Source organism: Paraliobacillus quinghaiensis (assembly GCF_003426025.1).
GTDB lineage: Bacteria > Bacillota > Bacilli > Bacillales > Amphibacillaceae > Paraliobacillus_A > Paraliobacillus_A quinghaiensis.
This window is the reverse complement of record NZ_QJSH01000004.1, coordinates 197,082-215,716: the sequence shown is the minus strand read 5'-3', so window position 1 is coordinate 215,716 and position 18,635 is coordinate 197,082. Positions and strand designations below refer to the sequence as shown.

At 35.9% G+C, this 18,635-nt stretch carries 11 protein-coding genes and 1 tRNA gene; 10 read left to right on the top strand and 2 right to left on the bottom strand.

Annotated features, from left to right (window positions below):
* Window positions 1-62: 62 nt before the first annotated feature.
* A complete protein-coding gene (locus tag D2K40_RS04715) occupies window positions 63-596 on the bottom strand; it encodes a CueP family metal-binding protein (RefSeq protein ID WP_117153482.1) in 534 nt (177 codons plus the stop codon).
* Window positions 597-1,069: 473 nt separating this feature from the next.
* Between D2K40_RS04715 and D2K40_RS04710 the strand changes: the two genes are divergently transcribed.
* Both D2K40_RS04710 and D2K40_RS04705 read left to right on the top strand, forming a co-directional pair.
* Entirely contained in the window at window positions 1,070-3,712 is a 2,643-nt protein-coding gene (locus tag D2K40_RS04710) for a cation-translocating P-type ATPase (RefSeq protein WP_117153480.1), read from the top strand.
* Between the two features lie 145 nt (window positions 3,713-3,857).
* Complete coding sequence (locus D2K40_RS04705) at window positions 3,858-5,525, top strand: sensor domain-containing diguanylate cyclase (protein ID WP_117153478.1); 1,668 nt, start codon at window positions 3,858-3,860, stop codon at window positions 5,523-5,525.
* Window positions 5,526-5,604: 79 nt separating this feature from the next.
* On the opposite strand, the gene D2K40_RS04700 is transcribed toward D2K40_RS04705, so the two are convergent.
* Window positions 5,605-5,739: a lmo0937 family membrane protein gene (locus D2K40_RS04700; RefSeq protein ID WP_117153476.1), complete on the bottom strand. Its 135-nt coding sequence runs from the start codon at window positions 5,737-5,739 to the stop codon at window positions 5,605-5,607.
* Between the two features lie 940 nt (window positions 5,740-6,679).
* Here D2K40_RS04700 and D2K40_RS04695 point away from each other — a divergent pair.
* The 8 genes from D2K40_RS04695 (at window position 6,680) to odhB (ending at window position 18,233) form a co-directional block, all read left to right on the top strand.
* A tRNA-Gly gene (locus D2K40_RS04695) sits at window positions 6,680-6,753 on the top strand.
* A 152-nt stretch (window positions 6,754-6,905) separates the two neighbouring features.
* Complete coding sequence (locus tag D2K40_RS04690) at window positions 6,906-8,606, top strand: ABC-ATPase domain-containing protein (RefSeq protein ID WP_117153474.1); 1,701 nt, start codon at window positions 6,906-6,908, stop codon at window positions 8,604-8,606.
* A 24-nt stretch (window positions 8,607-8,630) separates the two neighbouring features.
* A complete protein-coding gene (gene queG / locus D2K40_RS04685) occupies window positions 8,631-9,776 on the top strand; it encodes a tRNA epoxyqueuosine(34) reductase QueG (RefSeq protein ID WP_117153472.1) in 1,146 nt (381 codons plus the stop codon).
* A gap of 60 nt (window positions 9,777-9,836) precedes the next feature.
* On the top strand, window positions 9,837-10,709 hold the full coding sequence (locus D2K40_RS04680; RefSeq protein WP_117153470.1) for an amidase domain-containing protein: 873 nt from the start codon (window positions 9,837-9,839) through the stop codon (window positions 10,707-10,709).
* 95 nt (window positions 10,710-10,804) lie between these two features.
* Window positions 10,805-11,284: a tRNA (cytidine(34)-2'-O)-methyltransferase gene (locus tag D2K40_RS04675; RefSeq protein WP_117153468.1), complete on the top strand. Its 480-nt coding sequence runs from the start codon at window positions 10,805-10,807 to the stop codon at window positions 11,282-11,284.
* A 159-nt stretch (window positions 11,285-11,443) separates the two neighbouring features.
* The gene (locus D2K40_RS04670) at window positions 11,444-13,339 is read left to right on the top strand and encodes a PrkA family serine protein kinase (RefSeq protein ID WP_117153466.1); all 1,896 of its coding nucleotides are present in this window, start codon (window positions 11,444-11,446) and stop codon (window positions 13,337-13,339) included.
* A gap of 744 nt (window positions 13,340-14,083) precedes the next feature.
* Entirely contained in the window at window positions 14,084-16,963 is a 2,880-nt protein-coding gene (locus D2K40_RS04665; protein ID WP_117153464.1) for a 2-oxoglutarate dehydrogenase E1 component, read from the top strand.
* 34 nt (window positions 16,964-16,997) lie between these two features.
* The gene (odhB, locus tag D2K40_RS04660; protein WP_117153462.1) at window positions 16,998-18,233 is read left to right on the top strand and encodes a 2-oxoglutarate dehydrogenase complex dihydrolipoyllysine-residue succinyltransferase; all 1,236 of its coding nucleotides are present in this window, start codon (window positions 16,998-17,000) and stop codon (window positions 18,231-18,233) included.
* Window positions 18,234-18,635 lie beyond the last annotated feature (402 nt).

Sequence of the window (18,635 nt, the reverse complement as noted above, 5' to 3'; positions counted from 1 at the left end):
GAGTTATATCTTCCCTTCAACGAAAAGTAACAAAAAAGCACCCGTATTTGGGTGCTTTTTTGTTACGTTAACTGTATCGTTGTAATGCAAGTATTGTCATTTTCAAATGTAGAAAACTGTGACCTTTGTTTTTTTCCGTTATTTGAAATTGTTATTTGATACGTTTTATCACGCGGTAGCCATAAATCGATAAAGCCGTTTGCTTGTGATTGCATTGTTTCGTCAATTACCACGTTACCATCCATGTCTTCGATATATACATTAAATTCTTCATTAACCAATTCACCTTGGCAGCCAGTTAAGCTGTGGATAGCACAAGGATGTGTTTGTGTGACATATGGTGCAATAGAAACAAAAAATTCATCTTCAGGTAAAGCGTAGGTCGACTCATTTTCATTGCTGTCTGTTATGATCAATTGCTCTGGTGTGATTGAAGCAGTTTCATTATTTATTTCACCAACACTATAGTCATTGACTAATTGTTTAATATCCTGGGTTTCATTATTACTTGGTGTACTTTTATAGTTTACTGCAACAATTAAAGCGACTATTAAAACGGAAATTAATCCAGATGCGACAATTACTTTCTTTTTCAATTTATGTTCAACTCCTGTTTTTTTTGGATGTAAGATCAATAAGTATCTAGGATATAAACTACTTTTGAAATCTTTTCCTTAGACATTTTTCATTATAAGGGATAACTGAGTATATTAAAAGTATTTATAAATAGTAAAGTATATTTTGAATACCATAATTTAACTTGACAAAAAAAGTGATTAGTCGTATGATGAATTCAATATTAAAGGGGAGTAGCTGCTACAATTATGTCGTCATTACGAGAATAATCTCCGGCATAATTGGCAACCGACGTTGTTAGCAAGACCTTTACCGTTTGAGTGTGCTTTCAAACGGTAAAGGTCTTTTTTTATGGTTTAAACAGCGATTTTTGTCTAAACTATAAAGAAATGACTAATTATTATATGTAATAATGCTGCATTGCTACAATATTTCTATGTTAAATTGCATTTGCTTAACTAAGCTAGCTGACCTGAAGGAGATGGTGAAAAGAATGGAGTTTTATCGTAAAAGTAAGGCTGATGTTCTAAAAGAAATTGAAGCAACTGAAAAAGGGCTGTCAACTGAGGAAGTAAGAAAACGGATTGAACGAGATGGCTATAATGAATTTGAAGATAAGGAAAAAGTTCCAACTTGGAAATTATTTTTAGAAACCTTTAAAGACGCAATGGTAATTGTCTTATTAATTGCTGCTGGTGTGCAGTTAATTTTAGGTGAAATTGTTGAGACTATTGTTATTGTAATTGTATTAATTATGAATGCAATAATTAGTGTTGTGCAAACGAAAAAAGCAGAAAGTTCATTAGATGCACTTCGAGATATGTCTGCTCCTGAAGCCAAAGTGTTGCGTAATGGTACAAAGCAAACGATTCCTGCAAAAGAGTTGGCACAAGGAGATATCGTATACTTAGAAGCTGGTGACTTTGTTCCAGCGGATGGTCGTATTTTAGAAAGTGGATCATTAAAAGTAAATGAAGGAATGCTTACTGGAGAATCAGAAGCTGTAGAGAAAATGACAGATGTTATTGAGGAAGAAGCCGCACTAGGTGATCGAATTAACATGGTATTTAGTAGCTCCCTTGTTGTATATGGACGTGCAACTTTTGTTGTTACGGGCACTGGGGAAAATACTGAGATTGGTAAGATAGCAAACTTGCTGTCAACAGCTCAAGAAAAACAAACACCACTGCAACGAAAATTAGATGCGTTCAGTAAAAAATTAGGGTTCGGTATATTGCTACTATCGGTTGTTATCTTCGCAGTGCAAGCCGCACGTATTTGGCTTGGAGATGCGGAAGTCGATGTTACAACGGAAATTCTTAATGCATTAATGTTTGCTGTTGCTGTAGCAGTTGCAGCCATTCCTGAAGCGTTACAATCAATTGTAACCATTGTATTATCTGTTGGGACGAACAAAATGGCAAAGCAACATGCTATTATTCGAAAGCTGCCTGCTGTTGAGACGCTTGGTTCAACTAGTGTTATTTGTACCGACAAAACAGGCACATTAACACAAAATAAAATGACAGTTACAGATTACTTCGTTCCAGAAGGTGAGCAAGAGCATTTACCTGAAAGTCCTGAAAATTGGAGTGAATCAGAGCGTCTTTTAGTTAATATATCAGTGTTATGTAATGATTCTTATATCAATAATGATGGAAAAGAAGTTGGTGATCCTACTGAGGTTGCGCTAATTAATTTTTCAAATGATAATAATCAAGATTATCATGAATTGCGTGAGACACATAAAAGAATTGCGGAGTTACCATTTGATTCAGACCGTAAGTTGATGTCTACACTTTATACTATTAAAGGTGAAAGGTTGATGTTAACTAAGGGTGGACCTGACGTTATGTTCAACCGTGCAAGTCATATTCTAGTAAACGGAGAAGAACAAGAATTAACAGCTGAGTGGAAAGAAAAATTACACGTTGCTAACGAAGATTACTCAAAGCAAGCACTTCGTGTGTTGGCATTTGGTTATAAACGCTTTAATCAAGATAAAACAGCTTTAGAATATGAAGATGAAAATTCAATAGTTTTAGTTGGACTTACTGCAATGATGGATCCACCACGTGAAGCTGTATATGGTTCAATTGAACAGACCAAAAAAGCAGGCATTAAAACGGTTATGATTACTGGTGACCATAAAACAACTGCAGAAGCAATTGGTCGTAAAATCGGCTTGATGGAAGAGGACGATATTGCTTTAACTGGCCAGGAACTAGATGCATTATCCGAACAAGAACTTGATGATAAGTTAGAACATATTTCTGTTTATGCACGAGTGTCTCCTGAAAACAAAATTCGGATTGTAAAAGCGTGGCAAAGAAAAGATCAAATCTCAGCCATGACTGGGGATGGTGTTAACGATGCACCAGCATTGAAGCAAGCAGATATTGGTATTGCAATGGGAAGCGGAACGGATGTTGCAAAGGATTCAGCTGCTATGATCTTGACAGACGATAATTTTGTTTCGATTGTAAATGCAGTTGGTGTTGGACGTACTGTCTTTGATAACATTAAAAAAGCCATTAGTTATTTATTTGCTGGAAATTTAGGTGCGATTATTGCGATATTGTTTGCTGTAGTGGCTGGATGGGCTAATCCATTCACGGCTTTACAACTATTGTTCATCAACCTAGTAAATGATTCACTGCCAGCAATTGCGCTTGGTATGGAGAAATCTGAACCAGATGTGATGAGTCGTAAACCTCGACGTGTTGATGAGGGTATTTTTGCAGGTGGGACAATGCGTTCCGTTGCTACACGTGGAACGATGATTGGTATTGCCGTAATTATTTCACATTTCATTGGTTTACAGCATTCAGATGAAATGGGTGTTGCAATGGCATTTACAACCTTGATTTTATCAAGAACACTACAAACCTTTGCTGCAAGGTCTAATACGCAAACGATCTTTGGCGTAGGGGTATTCAGTAATAAGTATGTACTTGGTGCAGTAGCTGTATGTTTCGCGCTATACAGCCTAACAATTTTACCATTTACACGTGATATCTTTTATATACCAGCAACATTTGGTTGGAACGAATGGGTGATTGCAACTGCATTAGCAATTGCTGCAGTTATCATGATGGAAATAGTAAAAGTTATCTATCACAAAATTTCTAAATAATATTAAAGGTCTTTAGTTCTTAAACTAAGGGCCTTTTCTTATGTGAAAATATGATATTTTAGGTGTAGTTATATGAATATTAATGCTATAATTTAATAGGTGAAATCGGTAAAATAGAACTATTGATCTAAAGGGGATTAAGCGCATGGAAAAAGCAGAATTATATTATCAATCTGTTATAGATGGAATGCAGGATATGGTTTTTGTGATGCGCGTGAGTAATGATGGCCAGTACTTTTATTATGAGTATATCAATAAAAAAGCTATAGAAGTATTAGGGCTTACAACAGAGATCGTCGGGGAAGAATTGGCTAGTGTAAATCCTACACATGTAACAAGTGTTTTGTATGATAAATATCGTGAAGTAGTAGTAAGTGAAAAACCACTTACCTATCAAGACACTTTTCACAGATATGAGAACGAGCAAATGGTTAGCGAGACCACTTTAACCCCTTTATGGGATAATAATGTAATAAACAAAATAGTCGCAGTAACGCGCGATATTACTAAATTAAAGATCGCAGAATGGGAAAGAGAACATTTAGAAGAGAAAATGAAAATTAGTAGACGACGCTATAAGTCTTTATTTATCCATAATCCAGAAGCAATTTTTCATATAGGTTTAAAGGGTAACTTAATAAGAGATAACAATGCATTAGAAAAGTTAACAGGAATAAAAGCAAATTTTATAAAAGGGATCTCTATACTAGATATAATTCCAGAACAAGATAAGGGCAAGGTGAAAAAAGCATTTTATCAAGCAATTCAAGGAAAACCAGCATATTTTAATACTGTAATAAATACCTACTTCTTAAAAGATGCTTTTTTACAAGTTAAATTAGCACCAGTTATATTAAACAGAAGTGTACAAGGCGTTTATGCAATTATAAAAGATATGACTGTGGAGAATAAGGTGAAGCAAAAATTAATCGAGAATGAGGAGAAATTCCGGCTTATTACGGAGTATTCTTATGATCTAATCGCATTAATAGATAGATCTGCAGATATCATCTATGCATCGCCTTCACATGCCTATGTACTCGGTTTTCCAACTGAGGATTTTATTGGAAAATCATTGCTTGATTTAGTTCACGAGGATGACCATTCACTGCTGCGTCAAGCAATTGTAGATTCAATTGAAGATGAATTTGCTTTTACTATAGAATATAGGATCAGAGACAGTCAAAATGAGTGGTATTGGTTTGAATTAAATGGTCAACCAGTTTTTAAGAAAAATGGCCAATTTCAACATATGGTTACTGTAGGGCGTGACATCACTGTACGAAAGCGATATGAAGAAAGACTAAAAAATTATGCTTATCATGACTATTTAACAAATTTACCAAATCGTCGTTTATTTCAAGATCATCTAACAAAAATGTTAGCATTATTTGAGCGGAATGAAAAAGCTTTTGCTGTTATGATGTTAGATTTAGATAATTTCAAGGAAATTAACGATAAGTTGGGGCATGATGTTGGTGATGAAGTAATTAAAGAGTTTGGACATAGATTACAAAGTACAATTCGAGAAATGGATATGGTAGCTCGAATGGGTGGCGATGAATTTGTTATTTTGATATCAGAAGTTGAATCATTGCAAAATGTTAAACAAGTAGTTAACCGTATTGAAATGAGCATTGCAAAACAGTGGAATATAGCAGGGTTTAATTTTGAAATGAGTTCAAGTATTGGAGTAGTTGTTCCAAGTTATAACCAATTCACTGTGAAAGAATTAATTAAACATGCGGATGAAGCATTATACGAAGCAAAAAATACGGGGAAAAATAGATCAGTTATTACAATCTGTGAATAGTTAATAACATGAAAAAAGTTGTCAGTTAACTGACAACTTTTTTTGTAGGTAAATCTTAAACAAATGATGTCTATTTTACTTAACTTCGTAGCATTTTTGCTATAAATACGACTAGAGCAATTACTAATAAAATGTGGACCAGTCCACCAGCTATCTCAAATAAGAACCCAACGAGCCAGATTAATAATAAAATACTAATAACTGTCCAAATCATCCAATTCACTCCTTTATAATTAACATACCCATAGGTTTAGACAATTAAACTGATAGAGTTTTTTCTAATAAATTGTATAAATCCTTTTTTAGTTTTCGCTTTTTTCTAAAAGATTGTTGCTTATGATACAATTTATATAAAGTGCGCATTATGTTACTCGCTACGTCACCAAAGGCTTTCCCTTTCCACGGGCACGGCCTCAACTAATTTTTAAGTAAAAAATAGTAAGAGATAAAAACGTATTGGAATATCTGTGTATTGTGATATCCAGTTATCTATTTTTAGCCTATCTAGCGTATCAAATGAAATTGACGAGACTCCTGTGGGAACAGCGCGAGCTGAAGATCCACTCGGAGGTGGTTTTTTGCCTCCGAGTTAGCTGAAGCCGTGGGGCTGCGATTACTCGCCCCATCATAAAGCCCTGCCCACGGAAAGGGAGCCAAATTCATTTGAGTAGCGGGTTAGTAATAGTAAATTGCGTTACTGGTTATTGCACTTTTTATATCAAGTCCGAATATTTAGAAGCAACAATATTTATGAAAAGAGCCTTAGTTTTTTTGCTAAACAAGCACATAATAAACTCTTTGAATGCATAAAATCAGCCTAAGATAGATGTAAATCAAGAAAAGTGGAACAAATAACGTCATGTTATCAAAAAAATCGACATAAACTAGCAAAAAGGGGTTGCATCCAACCTGTTCGATTAGTATAATGTAAAACATCAACTCCTTTCGAGCCAATATTTTAGTTAACTCAGAGAAAAAGAACACTTTAGAATGCGGGTGTAGTTTAGTGGCGAGCGATACATCACCGAATATACTCCGAGTTGTCCCGAAGCATAAATCATCTATGAGTATCCTAGCAGATGCAGGGACAGTGTAACCACAGTTTAGATTTAGTATTTACGGGCGCGGATTAGAGAAAAAGAACATTTTAGAATGCGGGTGTAGTTTAGTGGTAAAACCTCAGCCTTCCAAGCTGATGTCGAGGGTTCAATTCCCTTCACCCGCTCCATAACATATGTGAACAACGCAGTATTTCGTTGAATGACAACGAAGTATTGCGTTTTTAAATGTCCAGATTCTTTTGGTTTTCTTGAAGCTACCTTGATTTGCTTGCTTCAGATGTACCGAATGTTTGAACACGCACTATAAGGAGATTTTAAATTGAAACAATTACAAGATATGTTACAACAAATAGATGGAAATAGTTATAAATCTTATAAGACAATTCAAGGCAGGTATTCATTTCATCGTTATGAATTGCATGTTGACTATGTCCAAGGTGATCCATTTGCAGCACCTTCAAAAATTAGAATTATCATTCCAACTGCCTATCGAAATATCAAAGCAGAATGGAAGAATGACAGCAATAGAAAAGTATATGTAGAGGATAGAATAGCACGCTCTATTGGTAAAGCAGTTTCTCAAAATAAGATTCAACCAAGAGGAACTGGGAAAAGTGGTTTAATTGCTATTGATGCACCGGGTCAAGAAATACTAGAACGTACTGCTGTTTCGTTAGACCCGGAACACGTAACCATTTGTTTAACAGTTGGTTTGCCAGCAAATGGTCGTCGAATTAATGGAAAAGAAGCGAAAAGGCTGTTCTTTGATGCAATACCAGCAATATTATCCGATTCAATCTTTTCAATAAAAGATGATGCACTTGAAGAAGTAGCTGAACTGTCGGATCAACATCAGGCTATAAGATCAGAGATGAAGAAAAATAACTGGATTACATTTGTGGCAGACGGATCAATTCTCCCCCGAGAAAGTGGTATCAGTAATCGTCCATTGAAAAACGCTGTCCCTTTTAACAGTCCGACTGCTAATTGCGTTTCAATTGACGTACCACATCGAGATCAACCCGTTCATGGTATGGCTATACCCAAAGGGATTACTTTAATTGTTGGCGGTGGTTATCACGGGAAAAGTACTTTACTACAAGCAATCGAACGTGGTGTCTATCATCACATCAAAGGTGATGGACGTGAGTATGTTTTGACTGATCCTGCAGCAGTAAAAGTTCGTGCCGAAGATGGAAGGAAAGTGAGTGGTGTGAATATTTCTGCTTTTATCAATCACTTACCACATCAACAGGATACAACACACTTCACGACTGATAATGCAAGTGGTAGCACATCACAGGCCACCAATATAATAGAAGCACTTGAAGCGGGAGCACGAACATTGTTAATTGATGAGGATACAAGTGCAACAAACTTTATGATTAGAGACCGACGAATGCAAGAACTTGTTGCTAGAGATAAAGAGCCGATTACACCATTTATTGATAAGATTAAACAGTTACAAGATCAGCTAGATACGTCAACTATATTTGTGATGGGTGGTTCAGGCGACTATTTTGATGTGGCAGACCAAGTAATTATGATGGATCAATATAAACCTACTAATGTAACCGAAAAGGCGAAAGACATCGCAACAAAATATCCTGCATATCGCGAGGATGAAATTGAGCAGTCTTCTGGTAAAGTATCAAATCGAGTATACCTACAAAATAGCTTGCAAACCTATAAAGGTAAGAAATCGAAAGTGCAAGCAAAAGGATTATCCACTATAATAATGGGTGAAACTGATATTCAATTGGATTATCTTGAGCAACTTGTCGACAGTTCCCAAACAAATATGATTGCTGAAATTATTCGTTATTTGGATCAGAAACAAATTTTGAAAAAAGAACTTACAATCACACAATTATTAGATAAAATAGAGAAGCAAATTGAAACAGTAGGTCTTGCTTCATTTGCAACACGCCCTAATGAACATCCAGGAGAACTAGCTAGACCAAGGCGTTTTGAAATAGCAGCAACGTTAAATAGAATCCGAACAGCAAAAGTTAAATAAATCCGTTAGAAAGGTGGGGGAGAAATGGCTTATGAACAATTAAAAGAAGAGATTGTTGCTTATAGTAAGGAGATAGGCATTGATAAAATTGGTTTTGCTGCTGCTAATGAATTTTCAGAAATGAAATCTCGATTGGAACTACAACAAGAAGCTGGATACCAGTCTGGATTTGAAAAAGGGACAAATGAAGAGCGGACACAACCAGAATTATTATTGTCTAATGCCCAATCAATTGTGGCAATTGCTGTTGCATATCCCTCACGAATGAAGAACCCACCTAAAAGTAAAAAAGGTGAGCGCCGTGGTAATTTTTGTCGTGCATCATGGGGAACAGATTATCATGATGTGTTGAATGAAAAATTAGATAAATTAAGTACTTTTATCGCAACAAAAATAACAGGCTTTCAATTCCGTTCTATGGTTGATACAGGGGAATTGTCAGACAAGGCAGTGGCCGAGCGAGCTGGGATTGGCTTTAGTGGGAAAAATACGTTGATCATTACCCCTGAATTTGGTTCTTATGTTTATCTAGGTGAGATGATAACAAATATTCCATTCCCTCCTGATGAACCTGTAGATGATGGGTGTGGGGATTGCACAAAATGTCTGGATGCTTGTCCGACCGGTGCTCTTGTTGCACCAGGTAGATTGAATGCACAAAACTGTATTGCTTTTGTTACACAAACAAAAGGGTTTTTACCAGATAATTACCGTGAAATGATGGGAAACCAACTATATGGTTTTGATACGTGTCAACTCGTTTGTCCAAGAAACAAACAAGTAGATACGCATCTACATCCAGAACTCGAGCCTGATCCAGAATTAGTTAAACCACAATTAATCCCACTATTGTCAGTATCAAACCGTGAATTTAAAGAGAAATTTGGATCAATGGCAGGAAGTTGGCGTGGCAAAAAACCGATTCAACGTAATGCTATTATAGCGTTAGCGCATTATAAAGATGAAGCGGCTGTAGATGAATTGATTCGTTTAATGAAAGAAGATCCGCGACCTGTTATTCGTGGTACTGCAGCATGGGCAATTGGAAAGATTGGTACAAGCGATGGTTTTGATGCGATCCATGCAGCGAGAGAAAAAGAAACGGATGAGGAAGTAATAATTGAGATGGATAAGGGATTAGCCTTTGAAAAAGTTAAACAGAATATCTAATATATACTTCATGCTTTGCTATGCTCCTTCATACGCTTAAGGTAAGAGGAGTTGGTAAGCATGGAACTAATGAAAAAACTGACAGACTATTGGCAGGATAACCTGGCAATTGACCGTAAAGAGGAATCTGAGAATTGGATTCAAGCGAAGAAAGCATTACATGAACAAAGAGGACATAAAGTGCCACATATCTCTGGGCAAGGGAAAGTTATTCGGGATATGGTACTTGAACGAGATGAAATGAAAGTAAACTATTTACTTGGTGTAACATTTCTAATTAAACAAGGCGATCATTTTTATCGAGAAGAAGAACAAAGAGAACATGTAGCCTCTTTTTATAAAGGAACCCTTGTAGAGGATCAGTTGAAATCAGACGAACCATCTAGTCAAGAAGACACACCTAATATTGAAAAAGACGTGTTGAGTCGATCACAAAAAGAACAAAGATTTTCGTATGATCGGCATGCAACTGTCCAATATGCTGAGCGTTGGTGGAATGATTATAACCCAGCTTACAAGCAATTTGATGTCGATTGTACCAATTATGTTTCCCAATGTTTACATGCTGGTGGTGCACCGATGCGTGGCTATCCAGATCGATCAAAGGGTTGGTGGTACCAAAATGAAAAATGGAGCTACAGCTGGTCTGTTGCACATGCTTTACGATGGTATTTAAGTGGATCAAAACAAGGCTTAAAAGGGAAGGCAATTGAAAAACCGGAGCAACTTATTCCTGGTGATGTCATTTGCTATGATTTTGAGGGTGATGGCAAATGGGATCATAATACGATTGTCGTAAGTAAGGATGCGAATGGTATGCCGTTAGTAAATGCGCATACCAATAACAGCCGACATCGTTACTGGGATTATAAAGATTCATATGCATGGACATCTAATTGCCAATATAAATTTTTTCGAATTGGTGAAGATTGAGGATTGTGCTATAATAAGTGAGTTATTAAATCGGTCGTTCTTTAAAGTTTCTATTCTTTTTTGAACACGCACTTATATTTTTGAGGTGAAGAAAAGTGGGCTTACATGTCGTATTATATCAACCAGAGATCCCTGCAAATACCGGAAATATTGCTCGGACTTGTTTAGCAGCAAACGCTACATTACATTTGATCCATCCATTAGGTTTTTCAACAGATGATAAAATGCTTCGTCGTGCAGGGTTAGATTACTGGCATGATGTGAATATCTTCTATCATGATTCTCTTGAACAATTGTATGCGGGTTATCCAGATGGTAACTTTTATTATATTGAAAATTTCGGTGAAAAATATTATTCGGATTTTGATTTTAGTGATCCTGAGAAAGAGCTGTTTTTTGTTTTTGGTAGAGAAACAAACGGCATTCCTAAATCCTTACTAGAAGGAAAAGAAGATCGTTGTCTCCGAATCCAAATGGCGCAAAATGATAAAGTTCGTTCTTTAAACCTGTCTAATACTGCAGCAATTGTTGTCTATGATGTTTTAAAACAACAAGGATTTCCAAATATGCATTAAGAATTGAAGCACAGTTTTCTAGTATATCACTAGCGAACTGTGCTTTTTTTATTAGCAGAGCATTTCAATTGTTATATCTAGTGAAAAATCATTTTCTCTCTGTTCCAGACATAAAGTATAAGTATCAATTAATTGGGATATTTATGGGGAGGCAACTTGATGGACATTTTAAGAAAGGCAAAAGGATACCGTGAAGAACAAGAAAAGTTAAAATGGGAAGGTACACTAGCCGATTATTTAGAGCTTCTAAAGATGCGCCCATATCTTGCGCAATCTGCACATTCACGGGTATATCAAATGATTAAAGATCAAGGGATAGAAGAAATAGAAGGAAAGAAAAAATATCAGTTTTTTCAAGATCACATCTTTGGGTTAGAGGAAGCATTAGAACGTTTAGTTGAAGAATACTTACACCCAGCAGCAAAACGTCTTGATGTTAGAAAACGAATTCTTTTGTTAATGGGACCAGTCAGTGGTGGGAAATCAACCTTGGTTACATTACTCAAAAGAGGTTTAGAAGCGTACACATTGACGGATCGAGGTGCAGTTTACGCTATAAAAGGCTGCCCGATGCATGAAGATCCGCTTCATTTGATCCCACAACATTTGCGAGCTGATTTTGAACAAGAATTTGGTATAAGAATTGAAGGACATCTTTCTCCATTAAATACAATGCGTTTAGAAAAGGAGTATGGAGACAGGATTGAAGATGTAATGGTGGAGCGGATATTTTTTTCTGAAGACAAACGTAAGGGAATTGGAACATTTAGTCCATCAGATCCCAAATCACAAGATATTGCGGATTTAACAGGATCAATAGATTTCTCTACGATTGCAGAGTTTGGTTCCGAATCAGATCCGCGTGCGTATCGGTTTGATGGTGAATTAAATAAAGCAAATCGTGGTATGATGGAGTTTCAAGAAATGTTGAAAAGTGATGAAAAGTTTCTTTGGCATTTGCTATCCTTAACACAAGAAGGAAACTTCAAAGCAGGAAGGTTTGCGTTAATCTCTGCTGATGAATTAATTGTTGCGCACACGAACGAAGCAGAATATAGATCTTTTATTGCAAATAAAAAAAATGAAGCCTTACATTCACGAATGATTGTGATGCCTGTTCCGTATAACCTTAAATTGAGTGAGGAAGAGCGGATCTATCAAAAGATGATTCAAGAAAGTGATATGAAGAATGTGCATATTGCCCCACATACGTTAAGGGTTGCATCAATGTTTACCATTTTAACGCGACTAAAAGAATCTACAAAAGGAAATATAAGTTTACTTAAGAAAATGTATCTATACGATGGACAGACGGTTGATGGATTTAGTGAAGCTGATCTTCCTGAACTAAAGAAAGAATTCAATGATGAAGGAATGAGCGGGGTCGATCCGCGCTATGTGATTAATCGGATATCCTCTACTATTATCAAAAAAGAAATGACAGCAATTAATGCGCTTGATGTGTTGCGTTCATTAAAAGATGGTTTAGATGCTCATCCATCTATTACAAAAGAGAATAAAGCTAAATATTTAAATTTTATTTCTATTGCTCGCAAAGAATATGACGAATTAGCAAAAAAAGAAGTCCAAAAAGCATTTGTTTATTCGTATGAGGAATCAGCTAAAACATTAATGGATAATTACTTAGATAATGTAGAAAGCTTTTGCAATAAATCAAAATTAGAAGATCCATTAACCGGGGAAGAAATGCAGCCTGATGAAAAGCTGATGCGTTCCATTGAAGAGCAAATTGGTATTTCGGAAAATGCTAAAAAAGCTTTTCGGGAAGAAATTTTAATTCGCATATCAGCATATGCTCGTAAAGGTAAGAAATTTGATTATCAGTCACATGAACGCTTGCGTGAAGCAATTCAGAAAAAACTATTTGCAGATTTGAAAGACGTTGTTAAAATTACGACGTCAACCAAAACACCTGATGAACAACAATTGAAAAAGATGAATGAAGTTGTTGCTACTTTAATTGATACGTATGGTTACAACTCAACATCTGCTAACGATTTGCTACGTTATGTTGGAAGTTTATTGAATAGATAAACTCTTTTCGTTGCATTTAAAGTTCCGACTTGAGGTAAACTCCGTCGTAACTAGTAACGTAAGTTACTAACCCACTACGGAATCAAAGGCTTTCCCTTTCCACGGGCACGGCCTCAACTAATTTTTAGAAGAAAATGCACTTCTAAAAATGGATTTTCGGCTCGTGGGACTGCGATTACTCGCCCCATCGGAAACATTCGCTGTACCCGTAGGAGTGAAAAGCCTTTGATTCCTTCGCTAGATAGCGCATCTTTTTTCATATACCTTGCACTCTCTATTACTGCTATCTTATGTTTTAATAAAATAAAGCATTTTAAACTCTTCTTAATTTGTGAACAACACTAGCGTATCAAGCGAAATCGGTGACACTCCTCGGAAATATAGTTCAATTTCCTTCGTGCGATGTGAGTTCATTGAAGCATTCCTTGTCCTGCAGGAACAGCGCGAGCTGAAGATCCACTCGAAGGCGGTTTTTGCCTTCGAGTTAGCTGAAGCCGTGCCTGCGGAAAGGGAGCCGATTTCGCTTGAGGAGCGGGTCCAAAAATTCTTTTTACGACGTAGTTTATATAAATTGTGTCATAAAGAACAATCTTTTAAAATAAAGATAATAGTTAAAATAAAAACCCTCCTTGTGAGGGTTTTTTAGACTAGGAAATTATGTGTGAAATCTAATGGATAGCACGTTGTTTCCATAAGAAGAATAGGGTATATTAAGAAAGAGTAAGACAGAATTTAAGCAAGATTATGGGGGTCTCATACGTGACGGAAAAAGAATCTAATAGAGGATTCTGGCATACTATTCATGACGCAAATAAAGGGTACATCGAAGAGCAATATCGTATGTATTTACAACAATCTGAAACTGTTCAAAATTCTGTTCGTGATTTGTTTGAGCGATATGGTCCTCCAATATGGACAACGAATCAAGAGAGTGAGCATAATCAAGATAATGTATCACTTAATACTATAAAAAAAGTAACAAAAGCTATACGGTTCATTGACGCAATAAGACGTTCTGGCCATTTAGCAGCTAATATTTATCCAATACAAATGAAACAAGAACAAGATAACACATTAATTGATGAAGCAACCTACGGGTTAACTGTAGCCGATTTAAAAAATATTCCTGCATCATTTATTTGGGAAGAATCACCCAATCACTTAAAAACTGCATGGGATATAGTAAAAGAGTTAAAGCAGCAATATAGTTCTACAATCTCTTTTGAGTATGATCATGTAAATAACGAAGTTGAAAAAAGCTGGCTTCAAGACCAAATTGAATCAGGTACTTACAAAGCTTACCTCTCAAATGATGAACAAAAGGATCTATTAAAGTTGTTAGTTGATGTAGAGGAATTTGAGCGGTTTTTAGCAAAAACATTTGTTGCTCAAAAAAGATTTTCAATTGAAGGATTAGATGTATTGGTTCCAATGTTACAGTATTTAGTCCAACAAACACTCTACGATAATACAGACAATGTATTAATTGGTATGGCACATCGTGGAAGATTAAATGTCTTAACGCATATATTAGATAAACCGTTTGATAGATTACTCTCAGAATTTTACCATGCTCAAGGCAAGGTGTTAATGCCGAGTTCACCTACAGATTCTACTATTGGTTGGACTGGTGATGTAAAATATCATTTTGGTACAAAACGACATATTGAAAACGGAAACAACGCTACTAAAGTGACGCTTGGACATAATCCATCCCATTTGGAATTCGTTAATCCTGTTGTACAAGGTTTTACAAGAGCATGTCAGGACATGCGATATCAAAGTGGCTATCCAATACAAAATCAAGATAAAGCTTGCAGCATATTGATTCATGGTGATGCAGCCTTTACAGGACAAGGTGTTGTTGCCGAAACATTAAATTTAAGTGGATTAACAGGTTATCAAACAGGTGGAACAATTCATATAATTGCGAACAATCAAATTGGTTTTACGACGAATTATAATCAAAGTAGATCTACACAGTATCCAAGTGATCTAGCTAAGGGATTTGAAATTCCAATTATTCATGTTAATGCTGATGACCCTGAAGCCTGTCTGTCTGCAATGAAAATGGCATATGCTTACCGGAAGAAATTTAATAAGGACTTTTTAATCGATTTAGTCGGGTATAGAAGATATGGGCATAATGAGATGGATGAACCACGTGCGACACAACCGACACTATACCGAGAAATTGACCAACATCCTTCGGTTACAAAGATTTATGCAGAAAAGTTATTAGATGAATCTGTTATTCCTAAAAGCAAACTTAGTCAGTTGCAAAAAGGTGCATCTCATCATTTTCAATCAATCTATTTTAATATGATACAAAATAATAATACAAATCAAGAACAGAATGTAGCACCAACCGCATTGAAAAATGATCTATATAAAAGTGATACAGCTGTATCTTTTGACTTACTTCATACATTAAATCAAGAGTCATTAATACGGCCAGCTAACTTTAGTGCTTTTAAAAAGATTGAAGGGATTTTTAAGAGAAGGGCTCAAGTATTTGAAGAGAAGCAGAGAGTAGATTGGTCGAGTGCTGAATTTTTAGCATTTGGATCTATTTTAGCAGATGGCATTTCCATTCGATTAACAGGCCAAGATACAGAGCGTGGTGCATTTGCGCATCGTCATCTTGTTTTACATGATATAAATTCAGAGAAAACATACAGTCCATTACATGGTTTGTCGTCTTCACGAGCTTCATTTGATATCCATAATAGTCCACTTTCTGAAATTGCTGCTTTAGGTTTTGAATATGGCTATAGTGTTCAAGCATCTAAAACATTAGTGATATGGGAAGCACAGTTTGGTGATTTTATGAATGTTGGGCAAGTAATGTTTGATGAGTTTATTACAGCTGGTCGAGCGAAGTGGGGAGAAAAATCTAATATGGTTATTTTATTGCCACATGGGTACGAAGGGCAAGGACCTGATCACTCTAGTGGTCGTTTGGAACGATTTTTAACTGCCGCTGCAGAGAATAATATGATCATTGCTAATGTCACGACAAGTGCGCAATATTTTCATCTATTACGTCGTCAGGCAACTTTGTTAGATAGTGATGCTGCTCGACCGCTTATTGTTATGACACCGAAAAGTTTATTACGTCATGAAGCAATTACCTCAGAAGTATTTGCTTTGTCAGATGGGGAATTTCAGACTTGTTTAGAACAAGATGTAGATAAAGGTAATCCAAAACAGGTGAAACGAATTGTTATTGGAACTGGTAAAGTCATGGTTGATTTAGCTGAGTTAATGAAAGAAAAAGCAGACAATACAGATTATACGTGGTTACGAGCGATACGTTTAGAACAGATTTATCCTTTTCATGAAAATAAAATTCAAGACCTTTTAACTGATTTTCAAAATATAGAAGAAATTGTTTGGATACAAGAAGAACCAGAAAACATGGGGGCTTGGCGTTTTGTGAAAGATAAGATTCATCAACTATTACCTGAAAAAGTGAAACTACGCTATGTTGGCAGGTGTGAACGATCTTCTCCAGCTGAAGGCGACTTAACAAGTCATCAAAAAGAACAAAAGCGTATTATTCAAACAGCATTAGAACTAACACAATCTGAAACTAATTCATATGTGTCGATAGTGAAATAATAGAGAAGTATTTGGAAATTGAAAGGGTGCCCTTATGACGGAATTAAAGATCCCGGAATTAGCAGAGTCAATTAGAACAGGAACAATTGCAACCTGGCTTGTAGCTATAGGTGATCCAGTAGAAGCTGGAGGACCTGTATTAGAATTAGAAACAGATAAAATTAATATTGAAATTCCTGCTGAAACAAACGGTGTTTTAACTTCTATAAAAAAAGAAGTAGGGGAACAAGTACAGGTAGGTGATGTGGTTGCTATTATTTCTAATACAACTGAAGGAAAAGAACACACAGAGATTGAAAATCGTGATAAGGAAAAGACACATAACACAACAATTCACACTGGGAAATTAAAGCGTGCGGAGGACTATATCGTCGCTTCACCAGCTACTAGAAAAAGGGCACGGCAATTAGGGATTAATTTAAAAGACATTTCAGTTAGTGATCCATTAGGTAAAATCAAGATGAGTGATGTTGAATCGTTTAAAAAAAGAGAAGTGTCTAATTATGGAAAGTTTGCAGAGCCTTTAGAGCAGCAAGTATCTACTGACTCAGCTGACCTTGAAAAACCAATTGAAAGAATTAAGATGTCACAGCGTCGCCAAACAATTGCAAAACATTTAGTTGAAGCACAGCAACAAGCTGCAATGCTCACAACCTTTAATGAAGTTGATTTATCTGTTGTGATGGATATACGCCGAGAGCACAAGGAAGCATTTATTAAAAAGTATGGTGTTAAATTAGGATTAATGTCATTCTTTACAAAAGCAGTTGTAACAGCCTTAATGGATTTTCCTTATTTAAATGCAGAACTGCTTCATGATGAAATATTATTGAAAAAGTTTTATGATATTGGGATTGCGGTTTCCACTGATGAGGGTTTAGTTGTTCCGGTGGTTCGTGAGGTAGATAAAAAAGGATTTGCAGAAATCGAAACAGAAATTAGCCACCTAAGTGAAAAAGCAAGGAGCCGAAATTTAGACCTTAATGATATGGCAGGAAGTACATTCACGATAACAAATGGAGGAGTATTTGGTTCTTTATTTTCCACACCAATATTAAACACTCCAGAGGTTGGTATACTTGGCATGCATAAGATTCAAAAAAGACCAATTGTACTTGAAGACGATACAATTGCTGTTAGGCCGATGATGTATATCGCCTTATCCTATGATCATCGCATTATTGATGGAAAACAAGCGGTACAATTTTTAGCACGTATAAAACAATTATTAGAAGATCCACAAGATTTAATCTCAGATTATCTAGATTAAAAAGGGCCGTTTATGGCTCTTTTTTTATGGGCTCTTTTCGTGAACATTGTTAGTGTAAATATTCAGACTTGATATATAAAATGTATCGTAACTAAAGATATAAATTTCACACTCGCTCCATAAGTGAAATGGCCTCGCTTTCCGTGGACTATTTTTAGAAGTGTCCTTCTTCTAAAAATTAGTTGAGGCCGTGCCTGCGGAAAGGGAACCAATTTCATTTGAGGAGCGGGTCTGGAAATTCTTTTTACGACACATTTTATATAAATTGTGTCGTAAAGAACAATCTTTTAGAAAAAGGTATTTTTATAAGATAAAAAAGCATATCCTTACTCGGAAATAAGATTTCTAAATTTTTAATCAAACCAATTCCTACTGCATAAAATATGTAAACAGATAAAAAAG